We start from the raw sequence: 18,664 nt of genomic DNA, 5'->3' as shown, positions 1-18,664 counted from the left end.
ACTGCGCCTGTGCTCTCTGATCGGCCCGGACGCCGCCGACGCGGCATTGAGCCGCGCCGGCGGCGAGCCGGCTGGAAAGCCGGCGGTCCCGGTCCGCCGCCGACTGGGAGCGCCGGCTTTCAGCCGGCTTCGCGTGCCGGGGGCTCGATGCCCCCGGCGCGCGATCTGCGGCGCGGGCGCGGGCGGGGGCCCGTGCCGCGCCGCCGGGCGGACGACTGTGCATGTGGCCTCTGATCGGCCCGGACGCCGCCGACGCGGCATCGAGCCGCGTCGGCGGCGAGCCGGCTGGAAAGCCGGCGATCCCGGTCCGCCGCGTCGGCGCGCCTCCGTCCTAGGCCCTCGCCCCTTTGAAAATTGCGCTATCTTTCCCAATCCCGAGGCTTTCGGTAAGCGGCGAGCGCCGCCGCGCTGCGTGCGATAGCCAGTATGACCCTCGATCCAGCCCTGTTCAGCCCCACCGCCACCTGGGCCGCCCTGGTGCTCTATCTGGCGTGCCTGGCGCTCGCGCTCCGGCTGGCGCCCTGGCGCCGGCTCTTGGCCGCGAAGCTGACGCACGTGTTCTTCGGGGCGACGGTCGTGCTGATGTTCCTGTGGCAGATGGAGACGCAGGTGCAGCCCGGGCTCCATTACCACCTGCTCGGGCTCACGGCGGTGACGCTCATCTTCAGTTGGTCCTTGGCCGTCATCGCCGCGTCGCTTGCGCTGCTGGGCGTCTATCTGAGCGGCGATGCGGCGTGGAACGGCTTTGCGCTGAACGCGCTGGTGAGCGGCATCCTGCCCATCACGCTGACGCAGATCGCGCTGGTGCTGATCCGCCACTATCTGCCCAAGCAGTTCTTCGTCTACGTGCTCGTCAACGGCTTCGCCACCGCCGGCCTGGTCGGCGTCGCCATGGGCTACATGGCCGCATGGCTCCTGGTGGGCAGCGGCGCCTACACCTTCGCGGAGCTGAGCCAGACGGTGCTGCCGTTTTTCCCGCTCATGTTCCTGCCGGAGGCGATGCTGAACGGCTGGATCATGGTCATACTGGTGGCCTTTCGCCCGGAATGGGTGTACTCCTTTTCAGATGAGCAGTATCTGAAGGGCAAATGACGTGAGCTGGTTCGGGAAGGTGGTTGGCGGCCTCTTGGGGTTCGCCGCCGGCGGGCCCTTGGGCGCCATGCTCGGTGCGGCGCTGGGGCATGGGGTGGACAGCGGCGTGCAGCGCCTCGCCGACGATTTGGGCCTGCCGTTCGGCGATCGCCGCCGCATGGAGAGCGCGTTTTTCACCGCGACCTTCTCGGTGATGGGCCACCTCGCCAAGGCCGACGGGCGCGTGTCCGAGGCCGAGATCGCGCTGGCTGAGACCGTGATGTCGCGGCTCCAGCTCACCGGCGATCGCCGCAGCGCCGCCATCGCGCTGTTCCGCCAGGGCAAGCAGCCGGACTTCGACCTCGATGCCGTCATCGGCCGCTTCCGCCGCGAGTGCCTGGGCCGGCGCCTGTTGGTGCAGTTGTTCCTGGAGGTGCAGTTGCAGGCGGCCTATGCCGACGGCGAGCCGTCCGCGGACAAGCGCCGGCTGCTGGACAAGATCCGCGAGGGGCTTGGCGTGTCGCCGATGCTGTTCCGGCAACTGGAGAACCTGGTGCGGATGCAGCGGCGCTTCGCCGGGGCCGCGCCCGGTGGCGACGCCTGGCGCGAGCGTGCGCGCCAAACGGGTGGTGCCGGGCGGCGCGCGCCGACCACGGGGCCGACGCTGAAGGACGCCTACGCGCTGCTCGGCGTCGCGCCGAAGGACTCCGACGATGCCGTGAAGCGCGCCTACCGCAAGCTCTTGAGTCAGCACCACCCGGACAAGCTCGTCTCCAAGGGCCTGCCGGAGGACATGATCCGGCTCGCGACCCAGAAGACCCACGAGATCCGCCGCGCCTACGAGATGATCCAGGCGGCGCGGCCGTCGATGGCGCGGGGGTGACCGGATACCGTTGCGTCGGGCAGGGCCTCGGAGTGTTTAGTGGGCTTTACACTCGCCAGCCGGCTCTACGCGCTCCCGGCGCTGCCTCGGCCGCCCGAGGCCATGCTGTCGCCTAAGGCTTGCCTAGAAAAATCCTTTAGGCTTAGGCCGATATAGACCCGTGGGTCTGCATCGGCTGGTTCCCTGGTCGTGATCGGCGGGCGCAGACACCGTCAAGATTCTTTACAAGTTTGCTTGGCGCGATGGGCTCCAGGCCTGGGTTTTTCCCATAAGGCTCTGATAGGGATAGTGTTTGTTTAGATGGGCGCGGAATTTGCTTCGAGGATCGCGAGTGGACTTGGACTCGGCGCCACGCAGCCCGTGTACGGCCTGCCCCGCGCAACCCTAACGGTCGGGCGACCGAACAACAGCTAAGAGATGCACACGATGAAATCCAAAGAAAACCAGCTCCGCACCGTCGGTGCCCTTGCCCTCGCCGGTGCCCTGATGCTTGTCGGGCAGCCGGTTTTCGCGACCTTCAAGCCCGCGTTAGGTCTGACGAACTTCAACCCTGACCTTCAGGCGACGGCGCTTGACCTCAGTTACGCGGCCAGTACCGGGGTCATGACGATTAGCGGCACCGGTGTAAGCGGCACCTTTACCGATGTGGATGGCAACTTTGCCGGCGGGGGATTGCTGAATTACACCCTCAGCGTCACCTTCGAGAACGACGGGGCGTCGCTGTTGGCGACGGCTTCGAATACTCTGTCGATCACCGCTGCTTCGCAGTGGAACATCAATAGTCAGACCATCGATGTCGGCCAGGTCATGCTGGACGGAGACATCTACAACTTCGGCATTGCCGGGACCGGCAGCAGCGGTACGTTCGAGTTTCTGACGGAGAATCTGAGCAGCGATGTTGACGGCATCCTGGGTTGGAATCTGTCTGGGTTCTCGCAAGTCATCGCGACCGCTTCTTCCATCAGCACCGGTGATGCGAGCTGGCTGGTAGGCAACGTCGACTTCTCCGCCTCCACCGTGGTCGCCGACAACTCCGTGTCGGCGGTGCCTTTGCCCGCCACCCTGGCCCTGATGGCCTTCGGGGTCGCCGGAATCAGCGTCGTGCGACACCGCCGCGGCTTGCTCGTTCGCGCGACAGAGAAACGGACCTAAGCGCCACAACCTCCCTCCCTTCGCCCCCTGCGGCTCGGCGCAGGCCGAGCCGCTACCGGCACCCGCCGCCACGCGGCGGGCCGATCTGTCCCTCTCTCCCAGCTCCCGGCTCGCCGCTGCAACAGCGGTCCGCGTCGTCTCGGCCATCCCCGTCCCCTCGGTCCGCGCGAAGTCGCCCGTAGCCGCCCCTGCCTCGTAATTCGCGCGCCGACGAGCCCGCGGCACCTGCGTCGGCCCTTAACCCGTCCACCGTTTTTCGCCAACGCGACGGCTTCCAGATCGTCCGGCTCGATCCCATTGGGGCCGGCCCCGGCGGCTTTGCGGGTTTACCCCAAGTCTCTAAGCACAATGCGAATTCGCAATTTGCAACGCGCGGCGCATTTTGCAATTCCGGGTGGGCCCGCAGCCGGGCGGCAGTAGCGGAGCCAGGCGCCATGGCCCGCGCCTCCGGCGAAGAAGAGCCTAAGCAAGACGCTAGGCCGTCTCTAAGAGCGCTTGCGTAATTCGGCATAAGACTGCTTCCTAAGCCCATTTCCAGATCGTTTTAGTCGGTTTTGCCGCTGCGTTAAGTCTCTTATTCAAAAGGTTTTTAATGTTTGGTATGGGCGCGTTGCTGCTGTGGGGTCGATGCGGTCGCTGCCCCGTGCGCTGGTCCTAGAGGCACGGCGTCTGCGTGTAGCGCCGCTGAAAGAAAATTTCCACCGGTGCCGGCAGCACGCCGGCCACGTTGCACGACTCGACCAACACGCCCATGACCACAGAACACCTCTTTCGCCACCAGCCGCGTACGGCCGACCGCACCGGGCCGGGGCTCCCGACCGCACTTCGACATCGGGCGCCACCGCGAGCACGCGCCAGCGCAGGCCGCGCACTGGTCGCCGGGCTGCTGCTCGCCGCCGTGGCCCTGCCCGGTGCGCGCGCGGCGACGCTCGACGTCAGCCCACAGATCCAACTGCCGCGGAGCGAGCTGGCCGGCCCCGGCAGCTTCGGCTATAGCGCCGCTACCCGCACCCTGTCGCTGGCGGGGCAGCCCTTCGTGACCCAGTTCCAGCCGGGCGTGAACACCTTCTGGGGCTTCTCGAGCGCCACTGACAAGCTGAACCTGAGCATCACCCTCGGGGCTTGCACGCCTGCCGACGCCGGCGCGGTGTCGTGCGATGTGGTGCCGTCCACCGGCGACAACTTCGTGGTGCAGGGCAACATCCCGGGCCAGTCCAGCGGCACGTTGCTGACGGGCCGGGTGACGGCGTTCGGCTTCGCCGATATCACGACCACCGATGTGTTCGATTTCCGCGTGACCGTGACCGGTGGGCAATGGGTCGCGGATGGACTCATCCCCTCGGGGGAGGTGGGGCTCGCCGCGGTGATCGAGGGCTCCACCTTCGTCGGCAGCTTCGGTCAGGATTTCCGCAGCACCACCGGACGCGTGAAGGGCGGCTTCGGCCCGCTCCCCGGCATTACCACCCCCGGCGGCATCGCCAGCCTCGGCGACCGCGTCTTCGAAGACCGCAACGGCGACGGCATCCAGAACTGCACGGACACCAACGACAACGGCGTCCTCGGCGACGCCGGCGATGTCGGCACCGAGTGCGACGCGGGCATCGCCAACGTGCCGGTTGAGCTGTTCAGCGCCAACGACGGCATCTGCGGCAACGGCGACGACACTAGCCTGGCACAGAGCACCACCGACGCCAATGGCTTCTACGGCTTCGGCGACTTGCCTGCCGGCGACTACTGCGTGCAGGTCACCCGCCCGTCCGGCATCTGCGCCTTCGGGGACGCGGCCTTCACCGGCCAGGGCAGCGGCAACGATCCTGCACAAGACAGCGACGTCGATGCCGACGGCCGCACCGGCCCCATCACGCTCGTAGACGGCCAGATGGATCCGACTTGGGACGCCGGCGTCGTCTGCCCCGCGCGCATCGGCGACACGCTGTTCGAGGACACCAACAAGGACGGCTCACAGACCGATGGCGCCGGCGACCCCGAGCCCGGCGTGGACGGCACCCTCGGCACGCCCGAGACCACCGATGACCTGAGCGTCGAGCTCTTCGCCTGCGACGCCGACGGCAACCGCGGCGCGCTGGTGGGCACCACCACCATCGACGCCAACGGCAACTATTTCTTCGACGTGCTGCCGGGCCGCTACGAGGTCGTGTTCACCGCGCCCGACGGCACCAGCTTCACGCTGCCCAACTTCCCGCTCGCCGGCGACGCCGCCGACAGCGACGCGAGCCTGTCCGGCGCCACCGGCTGCATCATCGAGGTCGCGTCCAACGACGAGGATCTGACCATCGACGCCGGCATCATCGTGCCGGAGCCGGACCCGCTCTTCTCGCGCTTTGGCAACCTGCTGTTCCACGACAAGAACCGCAACGGCATCCAGGACGGCAACGAGGACGGCATCGACGGCGCGCTGTACCCGGCCACCGTCGAGGTCTATGAGAACTGCGGCACCGCCAACGAGGTGCTCATCGGCATCTACGACATCGACGCAGCGGGCGAGTACCTGACCGACGACCTGCTGGCCGGCGACTACTGCGCGCGGTTCACGCCGCCCGCGGGCTTCTGCGTGGACGACGCGACCGGCATCGACTTCGGTCCGGCCAAGTTCACGCTGCAGGATGCCGACGACGGCCTGCCCGGTGCGGACACCCGCGACAGCGACGTGGACCCGGATACCGGCCGTCTGGATGCGTTCTTCCTGCCCGAGGACACTACGGACCTGACCCGCGATGCCGGCGTCTACTGCGACGCGCTGATCGGCGATCGTCTCTGGGACGACACCGACGACGTGGACGGCGTGCAGAGCGCCGACACCGCCGCCGAGCCCGGCATTGCCGACGCCGAGGTGACGCTGTACGCGTGTGTTGACGGCCAGCCCGGCACCGCCATCGCGACGGCTCAGACCGACAGCGCGGGCTTCTACGAGTTTTTCGTCGCGCCCGGCAGCTACGCCGTCGGCTTTACGATCCCGGCGGATCTCGCCGCGGCGGGCTACATCTTCACGCTCGCCGACCGCGGTGACGACGCCTTCGACAGCGACGCCGACCGCAGCACCGGCATCAGCGCCTGCGCCACGGTCGCGTCCAAAGAGGCCGATATCAGCATCGACGGCGGCATCTTCGAGCCGAACGCCTCGCTCGGCGACACCTGCTTCCATGACCTGAACGCCAACGGCATCCAAGACCAGGACGAGCCCGGCATCAGCGGCTGCAAGGTCGAGGTGTTCGACAACCCGAACGGCGGCGTCTGCGAGGCCACCGAGGCCAATCTGCTCTCCGAGCTCGAGACCGTCGGCGGCATGTACCTGTTCAAGAACATGGAAGGCGGCGACTACTGCCTGCGGTTCACGCCGCCGGCCGGCTTCTGCGACATCGGCACGGCGGCCTGGAGCCCGCGGGGCGAGGGCGGCGATCCGGCGCTCGACAGCGACGTGGATGCGAACGGCCTCACCGGCAACATCGCGCTCGGCTTCCAGGACCAAGACCTGACCCGCGACGCCGGGCTCTACTGTGCAGCCCGCTTGGGTGACCGCGTGTTCGAGGACACCAACCGCGATGGCCGCCAGAACTGCGCCGACGCGGACCAGGACGGCATCATCGGCGAGACCAACGGCGACGACACCGGCGCCGAATGCGGCACCGGCATCGACGACGTGCTGGTGACGCTGCTGACGCCCGGCACCGACGGCCTGTGCAACACCGCGGACGACGGCGACACGGGTCTGTCGCAGCTCACGGCCGACGGCGGCTTCTACCTGTTCGAGACCGCCCCCGGCGGCTACTGCGTCGAGGTCACGCCGCCCGCGGGCTACGAGTGCACCACTGCAAACGTCGGCGAGAACATCGGCGACAGCGATGTGGTTGCATCCGTGAGCGGCGGTGTGGAGTGCCGCACCAGCGAGACCATCGTGCTGCCTTCCAACACGGAAGATCTGACCTGGGATGCGGGCTTGGTCCTGCCGGCGGCCCCGGCCATCGACATCAAGAAGTACACCAACGGTCTGGACGGCAACCTGCCCGGCACCGGCCCGGCGCTCGTCATCGGCGACGACGTGACCTGGACCTACGACGTGACCAACACCGGCAACGTCGACCTCGTGAACGCCGTCGTCACCGACAGCGTCGAAGGCCCGGTCTGCACCATCGCCTCCCTGGCGGTGGGTGCCACCGAGACCTGCACGCTCACCGGCACCGCCACGATGACGCTGTATCTCAACAACTCGACCGTCGTCGCCAAGCCTGCGTTCGACCCAGTGAACGGCCCCGAGGTCAGCGACAGCGACCCGAGCCAGTACACGGCGCGCGTGCCCGACCCAATCCCGGCGAGCCTCGGCAACCTGGCCTTCGAGGACCAGAACGGCAACGGCATTCAGGACCAGGGCGAGCCCGGCGTCGAGGGCGTGCAGATCACGCTCACGGACCCGAACGGCAACAGCCGTACCCTCGGCACCGACGCCAACGGCGAATACCTGTTCGCTGATCTGACACCCGGCGTCGAGTACGGCGTCCGCTGCGAGGCCCCGGCCGGCTACGCCTACACGCCGATCTTCGGCCAGGCGCGCGACAACGACACCGACAGCAACGCCGACCCGGCCAACAACGGCTTCATGGGCAGCTTCACCCTCGGTGACGGCGAGTACCTGCCCACCGTGGACTGCGGCCTGGTGCGCGACGAGCCCGAGGTCTGCCCGGTGCCGAGCGTTGACGGCGCCATCGGCGATTGGAACCTGACCGAGGACTTCTTCGCGAAGCTCTACGAGGCCGGCAATCCGAGCAAGGACCACCTCGCGGACAGCTATGTGCGCTGGTCCGACGGCACGCTCTACGTGCTGGTGCTGGCCACCCCCGGCAACAGCGTGAGCCTGTCCGCGCAGGACGCCTGGGTGAAGGTCTATGACCTGTCCAACTCGACGCAGGTGGACGGCAATTCCGCGACCTTCGCGTGGGTCACCAGCAACGCTCAGGTGCGCGGCTACGAGGCGTCCTTCCCGCTCGCGGCCGGCAGCTACGCCGAGATCGAGATCCACCTCAACGTCAACGGCGGCGACACGGCGTCCACCGGCAAGAAGAAGCAGGGCTACATCCCGCTGACCACGGAGGAGAGCTGCCCGGCCGTTGCGGATGGCGATCAGTGCCCGGTTGACGGCGTCTGCGCCGACGGCATCGACTTCTCGGTCGATGGCGCCGGCAGCACGCTGCGAGCGGGCGACGACGTGAGCAACGCCTTCGCCGCCATGGGCCTGCGCATTCGCGCCGAGGACCGCAACGGCAACGCGCGCATCCCGATGATCTTCGACAGCAGCAACCCCACCGGCGGCGATTGGGACCTGGGCACGCCGAACGAGGCCTACGGCGGCCCCGGCCGCGGCAACAGCGGCGTCACCAACAGCAAGGCGCTCGGCAATGTGCTGATCATCTCCGAGGACGGCGACGCCAGCGATCCGGACGACATTGTCCGCGGCACGCTGACCTTCGACTTCGACGCCCCGGTGCGCATCGGCGCGCTGGAGATCATTGATGTCGAGGCCTCCGAGATCCCGGGTTGGGTGAAGGCCTTTGATGCCGCCGGCAATCTGGTTGCTGAGCAGGACTTCGCGGGGCTGGGCGACAACAGCTACCAGCAGATCTTCCTGGACGCCGAGAACGTGAGCCGGCTGGTGGTGTACTTCCGCGGCAGCGGCGCGGTGGGCTCCCTGGAATTCTGCCCGCAGCCCCCGGATTGTCCGACGCCCGATGGTGACGGCACCGAGCCCGACGACGGCAACGAGCCCGACGACGGCACCGAGCCCGACGATGGCGGCGACCTTGGCCAATGCCCGCTGCCGAACGTGGACGGCGCCATCGGCGATTGGAACCTGACCGAGGACTTCTTCGCGAAGCTCTACGAGGCCGGCAATCCGAGCAAGGACCACCTTGCCAACAGCTATGTGCGCTGGTCCGACGGCACGCTCTACGTGCTGGTGCTGGCCACCCCCGGCAACAGCGTGAGCCTGTCCGCGCAGGACGCCTGGGTGAAGGTCTATGACCTGTCCAACTCGACGCAGGTGGACGGCAATTCCGCGACCTTCGAGTGGGTCGGCATCAACGGCCAGGTGCGCGGCTACGAGGCGTCCTTCCCGCTCGCGGCCGGCAGCTACGCCGAGATCGAGATCCACCTCAACGTCAACGGCGGCGACACGGCGTCCACCGGCAAGAAGAAGCAGGGCTACATCCCGCTGACCACGGAGGAGAGCTGCCCGGCCGTTGCGGATGGCGATCAGTGCCCGGTTGACGGCGTCTGCACCGACGGCATCGACTTCTCGGTCAACGCGGCCGGCAGCGCGCTGCGAGCGGGCGACGACGTGAGCAACGCCTTCGCCGCCATGGGCCTGCGCATCCGTGCCGAGGACCGCCATGGCAACGCGCGCATCCCGATGATCTTCGACAGCAGCAACCCCACCGGCGGCGATTGGGACCTGGGCACGCCGAACCAGGCCTACGGCGGCCCCGGCCGCGGCAACAGCGGCGTCACCAACAGCAAGGCGCTCGGCAATGTGCTGATCATCTCCGAGGACGGCGACGCCTCCGATCCGGACGACATTGTCCGCGGCACGCTGACCTTCGACTTCGACGCCCCGGTGCGCATCGGCGCGCTTGAGGTCATCGATGTCGAGGCCTCGGAGATCCCGGGTTGGGCCAAGGCCTTTGATGCCGCGGGCAATCTGGTTGCGGAGCAGACGTTTGCCGGACTCGGCGACAACAGCTACCAGCAGGTGTTTCTGGATGCCGAGAACGTCAGCCGCCTGGTCGTGTACTTCCGCGGCAGCGGCGCGGTGGGCTCGCTGGAATTCTGCCCGCAGCCCCCGGAGTGCCCGACGGCGCCGGCCGATCCCGCCGGCGAGGCGGGCACGCCCGATAGCACCGTGACGGTGCTGATCGAGGCGGAGGACGGCGCGCTTGGCAATTGGTGGCGGACCAAGTCCGATGCCGATGCCTCGGGCGGCCGGTACATCGAGATCAAGTCCGGCAAGACGAGTACGCGCAAGCCGAACCGCAAGAGCCATGGTCGCGCGGTGTACAGTTTTGACATCGAACGCGACGGGGTCTATGCGTTGTTCGGTCGCGTGATCGCGCCGAACGGCAACGACGACTCCTTCTGGGTCCGCGTGAACGGCGGCGACTGGATCAAGTGGAACGGCATCGAGCGCGGCCGGAACTGGGTCTGGGACCAGGTGCACGACGCCGACGCGGGCAACGCGCCGGTGGAGCTGCACCTCGACGCCGGCACCCACACGCTGGAGATCGCCTACCGCGAGGACGGAACGAAGGTGGACCGCTGGCTCGTCACGGATGACCTCGCCAATCCGCCCATCGACTGACGCCGGTCGAGCGGGGCGGCAGCCGTCGCCCCGCAGCGCGACCCCGGCGGGTGACGGCTAGCGTCACCCACCAGGCGCGGCACCAGAGGGGGCATCAGGCCATCGCGGCGGCCCTGTGGGAGTGCAGATCCGATAAGCCGAGCCGATGGCTCCGGTCCTTAGCGACGCCCGACAGCAGTCGGCCGTCGCTTTTTTGTGCCGGCGTCTCCACCACGGAGTGATAACGGTTGCGCATCCGGCAGCAGCCGTGACAACAGGTGTCGATCGGCTCCGGACTGATCCGTTGCAGGTACGGTCGCTCCTGCTTCGGCGGCTGTATCCGTCGCGCCGCAAGCTGGGAGATCGGGCTATCGCCGCCGCAGGCCCGCGATGATCGCCGCCATCTCGGCGACCATCGGCACGGCAATTGCTCGCGTGGCGATCAACTCCGCGGGCACCAGGCGATACTCGTGGGTGATCTGATTGCGGACCTCCCGAATCTCCTGCCAACGGGTCATCGACGGCAAGTGTCCGTAGCGTTCAAGCAGATTCAGGATATCGATGATCGGTCGGTCCTCGACCGGCTCCTTGAGCCGGTCTACGGCAAAGCGTCGGAATACCTGTGCGCTCGGTCAACAGATCATTGAGGTCACGCATCGGGGCTACACCGGTTGGCTGTGGCGTTTGGCATGGTCCTGGATCGCGGAAGGCGCGTCCGGATTCTCCACGACGACATCGATCTTCTGATCGTCCAGTCGGGCCTTCACCTCCGCGCAGAACTGCAGCCGGCGCGAAACCGCCTCGACCGCCGACCAGCGACCCGGAATGAACAGGTCGATATCGCCACCCCGCCGATCGTCATCGAGTCGCGAGCCGAACAGACGCGGCGTCACGCCAAAATGGCGCAGCCCCGCGGCGCGGATCAGTCGTCGCTGGGTCTCGGTCAGGCGCATGGCTTGGTGTGAGCGAGCGTGAGTGGTGGAGGCATCGATTGCACCCGATGAAGCCTGGTCGGTTGGGCTGAGTCCTGGCCCCTGCGGTGAGCATCGCGGTCGGCACTGCCAGGGGGCGGCCTCGAAATGATGTCGCAACCCGTTGCGATGCGCCAAGACAAAGCTCGCGCAGAAGAGCTCGCGCAGAAGAGCCCGCGCAGAAGAGAGAGATGCGTCACGCAAAGGCACGAAGACACGGAGATAGAGACGGATGGACGTGAGCGACGGCGCTCCGCAGCGGGGCGCTCAGGCCGCCGAGCCGAGGCCGCGGTGCTGGCGTAGAATCCAGGTATCGGCGCCAACGCGCGCCGTGATTGATCCAACGCAACCGCTTCGAGACGCGCCATGTCCAGCAACAAGCCCCTGCTCGGCCCGGGTCCGTTCCGCGCCGACCAATTGCGCGACGGCGATCGCTACGAGCTCGTCGACGGGCATCCGAGCTACTGCGCACCCTCCGGCCCCGAGCACGCCAATCGCAACTTGAGCGGGGGCGCGGTCATCGAGTCCGACCCGGATGTGGACTGGGCCGGGGTCGATGCCGGCTTTGCGCCGGAGGCCGGTACCCTCTGGGCACCGGACATCGCCGTTGCCCCCGCGGCAGCCGCCGCGGGCGTGTCGGGCTGGATGCCCGGCGTCCCGCCGCTGGCCTTGGAATACGCCGGCAAGGGTCAGGACGAGGAGATGCTGCGCCGCAAGGTCGCCGATCTGCTCGCGCACGGCACGCGGCTCGTCTGGGTCGTGCGCCTGCTCGGCCCGCGGCGGGTCGAGGTGCATGCACCTGGGGTCCCGGTGCGCACGCTGGGCCCGGGCGATCGGCTCGAGGCCCCCGGCATCCTGCGCAACCCGGTGCCGGTGGAGGCCCTCTATGACCGCGCCGCCGGCCACCAGGCGACGCTGCGCAACCTGCTTCAGCGGCAAGGCTATGCCGATTTGGACGCCGTGTTGGCGCGCGGCCGGGAAGAGGGCAAGGCTGAGGGCAAGGCTGAGGGCAAGGCTGAGGGCAAGGCCGAGGGCAAGGCCGAAGGGCAGGTCGAGGGTCTTGCCGCCGCCGTGGTGGCGCTGCTCCGCGGCCGCGGGCTCGAGGTCCGAGCCGAGGTGGAGGCGCAGATCATGGCCTGCCGAGATCGCAACCGGATCGAGCGCTGGCTGCTGGCCGCGGCGGCGGTCGAGCGCGCCGAGGAGCTGCCGGAGCTCTCGCCGCGCCCTTGAGCCCGCCGCGCTCGTCAGACCGCACTCTGCAAGCAGCCGGCCTCCCGACACCGGGGGGTATCGGCGCGCTTTGCGCTAATCGGCGGCCCCGTTCGGGTCGATGCCGAGCGCGCGCAATCGCTCGGACAGGCGTTCGGCTCGCTCCCGGGCGCGCTCCGCGCGCTCGTGCTCCTGTTCGGCACGCTGTCGCTCCTGCTCCGCGCGCTCGTGCTCCTGTTCGGCACGCTGTCGCTCCTGCTCCGCACGCTCGTGCTCCTGTTCGGCACGTTGTCGCTCCTGCTCCGCACGCTCGGCGCCGGTCGGGATCGGGGTGCCGGCGGCATCGCACCAGCGCAGCCAACGGGCGGGCATGTCCTCGAAGGGGCCATCCCACAGGCACAGGCCCAGACCGATATCGGGCATCCAGAGCGTCGCCCGTTCCACGTAGCTCGCCCCATGCAGCTCCTGCAGCCGCAGCAGTCGGTCGCCGAGCAGCCGTTCCGGGTCGAAGACGGCGTAGTACTTGACGCCGATGGCCGCGTAGTCGGCGAGCTTGCTGTCGAGCTCGTGGCCCTCCCGGTTCGAGACGACCTCGACGACGATCTCCGGCGGCTTGCCGTACTCCCAGACGAAGTAGGCGCGATGCGACTTGGTCCAGACGTCCTGCGGGATCTCCACGCCGAGGCTCAACAGCATGTCGGGAACCAGTGGCGGGTGGTGCGTGCGGTAGAAGAGCCCGACGTTGGCCATTGCGGCAAAGGGCCGCTCGCGCGCGCCGGCGTACAGGGGCTCGGTCAGCAGGCGCTGCTGCTTCTCGGAAAAGATACTGTCCACGGGCGTGTCGTCTTCGGTGACGAGATCCTCGACATCGGGCCAGAAGTCGTCCGGATACGCGTCGATGCCGTCGGGCGTAGGGCTGGCTGAAGGATGCATCGGTTCGGCACTGTCGGTGGCTGAGCTTGGAGTATAGGCGCTCCGGTCCGAAGACGGCCCGGGCGCGGGTCGGGCGTCTAGGCCGAACAAGCTGCCGCCTCGAAGCCCCATGCCGGGCCACCGGGGCGGCCGATACGGGGCAGCAGGATCGTGCGGCGCCCGGAGCGCCGCGGCGCCGGAGGCGGGAGAGCGTAGGCGGCTCGAATCGGTGCGTGCAGGCCGGAGGGTCCGGGCGCGCGCATCGTCGGTCGCCTGGGCCGGCCCCCGACAGCGGTTGGCAGAATCCCGATCGGCTGTCGCGGATCATTGCATAGACCATGTATAGATAAACCTGCATGGCTCGGATTGAAACAATCGATTTCGCTCTAACGACCCTCGGGGGTATTGTTCGCGGCGGAATTTCCACAGCTTCGCCAGGCGAAGCAGACGCCGCAGAACAAACCACGGGAGCTGAGCATGAGCGTGAAGACCTACGACGCCGGTGTAAAAGAATACCGGGACATGTACTGGACGCCGGACTATGTCCCGCTCGACACCGACCTGCTGGCCTGCTTCAAGGTCACCGGCCAGCCGGGTGTCCCGCGCGAAGAGGTCGCCGCCGCCGTCGCCGCCGAGTCGTCCACCGGCACTTGGTCCACGGTGTGGTCCGAGCTCCTGACCGACCTGGAGTTCTACAAGGGCCGGGCCTACCGCATTGAGGACGTGCCGGGCGACAACGAGTCCTTCTACGCCTTCGTCGCCTACCCCATCGACCTGTTCGAGGAAGGCTCCGTCGTCAACGTGCTGACATCTCTCGTCGGCAACGTGTTCGGCTTCAAGGCCCTGCGCCACCTGCGCCTGGAAGACATCCGCTTCCCGATCGCCTACATCAAGACCTGCGGCGGCCCGCCGGCCGGCATCCAGCTCGAGCGCGACCGCCTGAACAAGTACGGCCGTCCGCTGCTCGGCGCCACCATCAAGCCGAAGCTCGGCCTGTCCGCCAAGAACTACGGCCGTGCCGTGTATGAGTGCCTGCGCGGCGGCCTCGACATGACCAAGGACGACGAGAACGTCAACTCCCAGCCCTTCATGCGCTGGCGCGACCGCTTCGAGTTCGTCGGCGAGGCCCTCCAGAAGGCGCAAGCCGAGACCGGCGAGCGCAAGGGCCACTACCTGAACGTCACCGCCGCCACGCCCGAGGAGATGTACAAGCGCGCCGCGTTCGCCAAGGAAGTGGGCTCGCCGATCATCATGCACGACTTCCTCACCGGCGGCTTCACGGCCAATACCGGCCTGGCCAACTGGTGCCGCGAGAACGGCATGCTGCTGCACATCCACCGTGCCATGCACGCGGTTATCGACCGTCATCCCAAGCACGGTATCCACTTCCGCGTGCTGGCCAAGTGCCTGCGCCTGTCCGGCGGTGACCATCTGCACACCGGCACCGTCGTCGGCAAGCTCGAAGGCGACCGCGCCTCCACGCTCGGCTTCGTCGATCAGCTCCGCGAGTCCTTCGTGCCGGAAGATCGCTCCCGCGGCGTCTTCTTCGACCAGGACTGGGGCTCCCTGCCGGGCGTCTTCGCCGTCGCCTCCGGCGGTATCCACGTCTGGCACATGCCGGCGCTGGTCACGATCTTCGGTGACGACTCCATGCTGCAGTTCGGCGGCGGCACCCAGGGTCATCCCTGGGGCAACGCGGCCGGCGCCTGCGCCAACCGCGTGGCGGTCGAGGCCTGCGTCAAGGCCCGCAACGAGGGTCGCGAGCTGGAGAAGGAGGCCCGCGACATCATGACCGAGGCCGCGCGGCACAGCCCGGAGCTGGCCATCGCCATGGAGACCTGGAAAGAGATCAAGTTCGAGTTCGACACCGTCGACAAGCTGGATGTGCGGTAAGAGAGGGCCGAGGGCCTAGGGCCGAGGACAGCCTCGGCCGAGCGACGCCTCCGGTCTTTGGCGCTTGGCCCTAGGCAAGCGCCGAACGCCGCGGCACACCGAATCGGCGAATTCCGAACACACCCGAACCCGAATTCCAATCAGGAGCAAGAACCATGCCTCAGAGCACCACGGGCGACTACCAGACCAAGCGTACGCTGGAGACCTTCGGCTTCCTGCCGCCGATGTCGCAGCAGGAGATCTACGACCAGATCGCCTACATCATCGCCCAGGGCTGGACGCCGGCCATTGAGCACGTCCACCCCGCCGACGCCATGAGCGACTACTGGACCATGTGGAAGCTGCCGTTCTTCGGCGAGACCGATCTCGGCAACGTGGTCGGGGAGCTGGAGGGCTGCCATCGCTCGTACCCCGATCACCACGTGCGCATCACCGGCTACGACAACTACACCCAGAGCCAGGGCTCCTGCTTCGTGGTGTTCCAAGGCCGGGCCTGATGCCCTGAGCGCGGGCGCCGCGGTGCGACGCGGCGCGTTCGCGCGCTCCCGCGGATGCGCCGCGCCGCCGAGCCTGTTCAACGATGCCCACCGGCGCCTTCGCGGTCTTCATGCATTTGGCGGGCGCCGCCGGTGCGCCGAGCGATCGGCTCCACTACCCGGAGCTGGGCCGGCCGGCCGCATCCGGGCGCGGTACGCCTGCCGCATCGCAAACGAGCTCATCGCAGCCCCAGACAACCAGCCCCCGGACGAGTGACATGGCAAGCAAAGCGAACCTGAAATCGAGTGGTCGAGAAGCCGCCCTGGCCCGGCGCAAGGCCATGTCGACCCGGGGCAAGCAAGGGGTCCGTTCCAGCACGCCCGAGCGCACTCGGTACAACGCCCGTGCTGCCGCCCCGGCCACCGCGGCGGCGCCGGCAGCAGCGCCCGCCCCGGCAGCGCGGCCGCGCCCGATGGCCGCACCGCTGACGGCGAACGCGCCGCGCGGGAGCCGCGCCGCGCCCTCGCCCAGCCAGTCGAGCCGCGCCCTGGCCCGCCAGCGGCGCGCCGCACTTGCGCAGGACGGCCGCCGTGCGCAGCGCAGCGCCGATCGCGTCCGCACCCCGCCGGCGGCATCCGCGTCGGCGCCGGCCAAGCCAGGCGGCTGCGGCTGCGGCTGCAATGGCGAGCGCAAGGACGCCGGCAAGCCGACCGCGGACCTGAGCAGCTTCGCCCACCAGCCCGGTGCGCCCAAGCCGCAGAGCAGCCTGGGCAACGGGCACGGCAAGAACGGCGGCAAGAACGGCCCTCGCAATAAGCGCGTGGACGCGGTTTTGGCGGTCAAGCCCGCCGGGCGCATGCAGTCGCTGGCGCGCCGCGCGGCGCTGTCCAGCCGCGGCAAGAGTGCCGCGAGCGGGGCGCAGTCCACCGCCAGCCTGGCGCGCCAGGCCAACCCCAAGCTCACGGGTCGCGAGTTGGCGCAAAAGGTTCGCGCCGCGCGTGCCACCAATGGTGGTGCCGGGGAGCGCCGCTCGGCGCCCGCCGGCCGCGTGCGACCGGCCAAGCCGCGCGAGCTCCAGGGCGCCGCGGATCAGCCGTGGAAGGTCGCGGTCACCGAGACGGCCATGGGCCAGCGCGTCACCGGCACTAAGGTCGGGCGCAGCGTCAAGACCACCGGCGACGAGCCGAGCACCTGCCGCACCATCACCGGCACCGAATACATGGGCGCGGACATCTTCCGCGAGTTCTGCCAGACCGACCCCGCGGTCGGCGCCCCCAAGGTGCGCGTCAGCCCCACCGGCCATGGCCAGCGGGTCACCGGCAACGAGGTCGGCCGTTCCAGCAAGGTCACCGGCGACGAGCCCGGCACCTGCAAGAACATCACCGGCACCGAGTACCTGTCGCCGAACCAGTACGAGGCCTTCTGCAGCGTCCGTCCGGAGCCGAGTCCGCGCAAGATCGGCCTGGCCGAGACCCTCGGCGGCAAGCCGGTGTCCGGCAATATGGTCGGCCGTTCGGGCAAGGTCACCGGCGACGAGCTCGGCGCCCAGATCCGGCCCACGGGCACGCAGTACACGTCGCCATCGGACATCGGCACCGAGATCGTCCCGCCGAAGGTCGGCCTGTCCCAGACCCTGTCCGGCGGCTCGGTCACCGGCACCCGCGTCGGGCGCTCCGAGAAGGTCACCGGCGATGAGCCCGGCAGTTGCCGCTTGGTCACGGGCGATGAGTACATCGACGCCGCCCAGTACCAGGCCTGCAAGGTCGAGGCGAAGCCCGAGCCGCCGAAGGTCGGCGTCATGCACACCTACAAGGGACGGGTCGTCTCCGGCACCCAAACCGGGCGCTCGGGCAAGGTCACCGGCGACGAGCCCGGCACCTGCAAGGCCATCACCGGTACGCCCTACGCGGGGCTGGACCAGGCCGCCGACTACTGCGAGCCGCGCCAGCAGCAGGAGATCCAGCGCCGCATCCGCCCCATGGCCATGACTCCCGGTCCGGTCATGACCGGCCTGCAGCCGGGGCTCAGCTCGGCGCAGGCGGGCGGGCGTAGCTTCGGCGGCGGTATGACCGGCGCCGGTAAGGGCGCCTGCGAGCCGCTCACCGGCACGCCGTACGTCGGTGCGGATCAGTTCGCCGAGGTCTGCGGCGGCAACGGCGCCCAGCCGGGTCAGCCGGACTTCCCGCGCCCCATCGGCGGCGGCGACGCCCCGGGCGCCTCCCCGCAGGGCTTCAGTGTCAGCTCGCCGGCGCAGGCGGCCCTCGCGAGTCGGGAGCAGCGCAGCAGCGTCACCGGCACCGCGTATGAATCCAGCCACCACATCACCGGCCCCTTCGGCATGGGCACCGGCAAGATTACCGGCACCGAGCAGGCCCGCTTCGACGTCAACCGGCTGCGGCCGAACCTGATGGCCATGCAGCCGCCCGCCGCCGATGCCGGGGCGGAGGCGCCCGAGGCAGAGGCGCCGGAGCGCAACCGCGTCACGGGTGAGGGTCAGAGCGCGGGCAAGAAGATCACCGGCGACGACTGGGAGCGCGGCGATCGGGTCACCGGCACCGAGGGCGTGTCCGCGCGTCGGCGCAATCCGACCCGCCCGGGTGCAATGGCCGCCATGCCGCCGGTGGAGCGCAAGCGCAATGAAGGCGGGACCGTGCCCACGAGCCGGGTCACCGGCGCCGCCGGCAGCACGGACCGCGGTGCGCTGATCACCTACTCCGGCGGCGCCCGGGGCTGATCGGTCGCACTGAGCGCAAG

The 18,664-nt window shown here is 68.7% G+C and carries 11 protein-coding genes; 8 read left to right on the top strand and 3 right to left on the bottom strand.

Features of this window, described 5'->3' with window-relative positions:
- The first annotated feature begins 426 nt into the window (after positions 1-426).
- The 4 genes from ML01_RS16665 to ML01_RS16650 all read left to right on the top strand — a co-directional run bounded on the left by ML01_RS16665 (position 427) and on the right by ML01_RS16650 (position 10,469).
- Positions 427-1,092 (top strand): energy-coupling factor ABC transporter permease, encoded by a 666-nt coding sequence (locus ML01_RS16665; protein ID WP_058556528.1) that lies wholly within the window; start codon positions 427-429, stop codon positions 1,090-1,092.
- Position 1,093: 1 nt separating this feature from the next.
- The gene (gene djlA, locus ML01_RS16660) at positions 1,094-1,954 is read left to right on the top strand and encodes a co-chaperone DjlA (RefSeq protein WP_058556527.1); all 861 of its coding nucleotides are present in this window, start codon (positions 1,094-1,096) and stop codon (positions 1,952-1,954) included.
- Between the two features lie 426 nt (positions 1,955-2,380).
- On the top strand, positions 2,381-3,106 hold the full coding sequence (locus ML01_RS16655; RefSeq protein WP_162268037.1) for a PEP-CTERM sorting domain-containing protein: 726 nt from the start codon (positions 2,381-2,383) through the stop codon (positions 3,104-3,106).
- 751 nt (positions 3,107-3,857) lie between these two features.
- Positions 3,858-10,469 (top strand): SdrD B-like domain-containing protein, encoded by a 6,612-nt coding sequence (locus ML01_RS16650; protein WP_058556525.1) that lies wholly within the window; start codon positions 3,858-3,860, stop codon positions 10,467-10,469.
- A 347-nt stretch (positions 10,470-10,816) separates the two neighbouring features.
- On the opposite strand, the gene ML01_RS28910 is transcribed toward ML01_RS16650, so the two are convergent.
- Both ML01_RS28910 and ML01_RS16645 read right to left on the bottom strand, forming a co-directional pair.
- The gene (locus tag ML01_RS28910) at positions 10,817-10,966 is read right to left on the bottom strand and encodes a hypothetical protein (protein ID WP_156427784.1); all 150 of its coding nucleotides are present in this window, start codon (positions 10,964-10,966) and stop codon (positions 10,817-10,819) included.
- 144 nt (positions 10,967-11,110) lie between these two features.
- Positions 11,111-11,401: a hypothetical protein gene (locus ML01_RS16645; RefSeq protein ID WP_058556524.1), complete on the bottom strand. Its 291-nt coding sequence runs from the start codon at positions 11,399-11,401 to the stop codon at positions 11,111-11,113.
- Positions 11,402-11,785: 384 nt separating this feature from the next.
- Between ML01_RS16645 and ML01_RS16640 the strand changes: the two genes are divergently transcribed.
- The gene (locus tag ML01_RS16640) at positions 11,786-12,649 is read left to right on the top strand and encodes a Uma2 family endonuclease (protein ID WP_058556523.1); all 864 of its coding nucleotides are present in this window, start codon (positions 11,786-11,788) and stop codon (positions 12,647-12,649) included.
- Between the two features lie 75 nt (positions 12,650-12,724).
- On the opposite strand, the gene ML01_RS16635 is transcribed toward ML01_RS16640, so the two are convergent.
- Positions 12,725-13,561: a Uma2 family endonuclease gene (locus ML01_RS16635; protein ID WP_058556522.1), complete on the bottom strand. Its 837-nt coding sequence runs from the start codon at positions 13,559-13,561 to the stop codon at positions 12,725-12,727.
- A gap of 456 nt (positions 13,562-14,017) precedes the next feature.
- Here ML01_RS16635 and ML01_RS16630 point away from each other — a divergent pair, with 456 nt between their 5' ends.
- The 3 genes from ML01_RS16630 to ML01_RS16620 all read left to right on the top strand — a co-directional run bounded on the left by ML01_RS16630 (position 14,018) and on the right by ML01_RS16620 (position 18,644).
- Positions 14,018-15,433, top strand: coding sequence for a form I ribulose bisphosphate carboxylase large subunit (locus tag ML01_RS16630; RefSeq protein WP_058556537.1), 1,416 nt, complete (start codon positions 14,018-14,020; stop codon positions 15,431-15,433).
- Positions 15,434-15,588: 155 nt separating this feature from the next.
- Positions 15,589-15,930 (top strand): ribulose bisphosphate carboxylase small subunit, encoded by a 342-nt coding sequence (locus ML01_RS16625; RefSeq protein WP_058556521.1) that lies wholly within the window; start codon positions 15,589-15,591, stop codon positions 15,928-15,930.
- Positions 15,931-16,187: 257 nt separating this feature from the next.
- Positions 16,188-18,644 (top strand): CsoS2 family carboxysome shell protein, encoded by a 2,457-nt coding sequence (locus tag ML01_RS16620; protein ID WP_058556536.1) that lies wholly within the window; start codon positions 16,188-16,190, stop codon positions 18,642-18,644.
- Positions 18,645-18,664: the final 20 nt, after the last annotated feature.

The sequence above is a fragment of the Thiohalocapsa sp. ML1 genome, assembly GCF_001469165.1.
Classification (GTDB): domain Bacteria; phylum Pseudomonadota; class Gammaproteobacteria; order Chromatiales; family Chromatiaceae; genus Thiohalocapsa.
This window is presented reverse-complemented; position numbering and strand designations above follow the sequence as displayed.

Bases quoted from the DNA above. Each gene is read 5' to 3' on its own strand.
- ML01_RS16630 (WP_058556537.1), top strand. From the start codon at position 14,018: ATGAGCGTGAAGACCTACGACGCCGGTGTAAAAGAATACCGGGACATG.
- ML01_RS28910 (WP_156427784.1), bottom strand. From the start codon at position 10,966: ATGACCCGTTGGCAGGAGATTCGGGAGGTCCGCAATCAGATCACCCAC.
- ML01_RS16655 (WP_162268037.1), top strand. From the start codon at position 2,381: ATGAAATCCAAAGAAAACCAGCTCCGCACCGTCGGTGCCCTTGCCCTC.
- ML01_RS16645 (WP_058556524.1), bottom strand. From the start codon at position 11,401: ATGCGCCTGACCGAGACCCAGCGACGACTGATCCGCGCCGCGGGGCTG.
- ML01_RS16635 (WP_058556522.1), bottom strand. From the start codon at position 13,561: ATGCATCCTTCAGCCAGCCCTACGCCCGACGGCATCGACGCGTATCCG.
- ML01_RS16625 (WP_058556521.1), top strand. From the start codon at position 15,589: ATGCCTCAGAGCACCACGGGCGACTACCAGACCAAGCGTACGCTGGAG.
- ML01_RS16650 (WP_058556525.1), top strand. From the start codon at position 3,858: ATGACCACAGAACACCTCTTTCGCCACCAGCCGCGTACGGCCGACCGC.
- ML01_RS16640 (WP_058556523.1), top strand. From the start codon at position 11,786: ATGTCCAGCAACAAGCCCCTGCTCGGCCCGGGTCCGTTCCGCGCCGAC.
- ML01_RS16665 (WP_058556528.1), top strand. From the start codon at position 427: ATGACCCTCGATCCAGCCCTGTTCAGCCCCACCGCCACCTGGGCCGCC.
- ML01_RS16620 (WP_058556536.1), top strand. From the start codon at position 16,188: ATGGCAAGCAAAGCGAACCTGAAATCGAGTGGTCGAGAAGCCGCCCTG.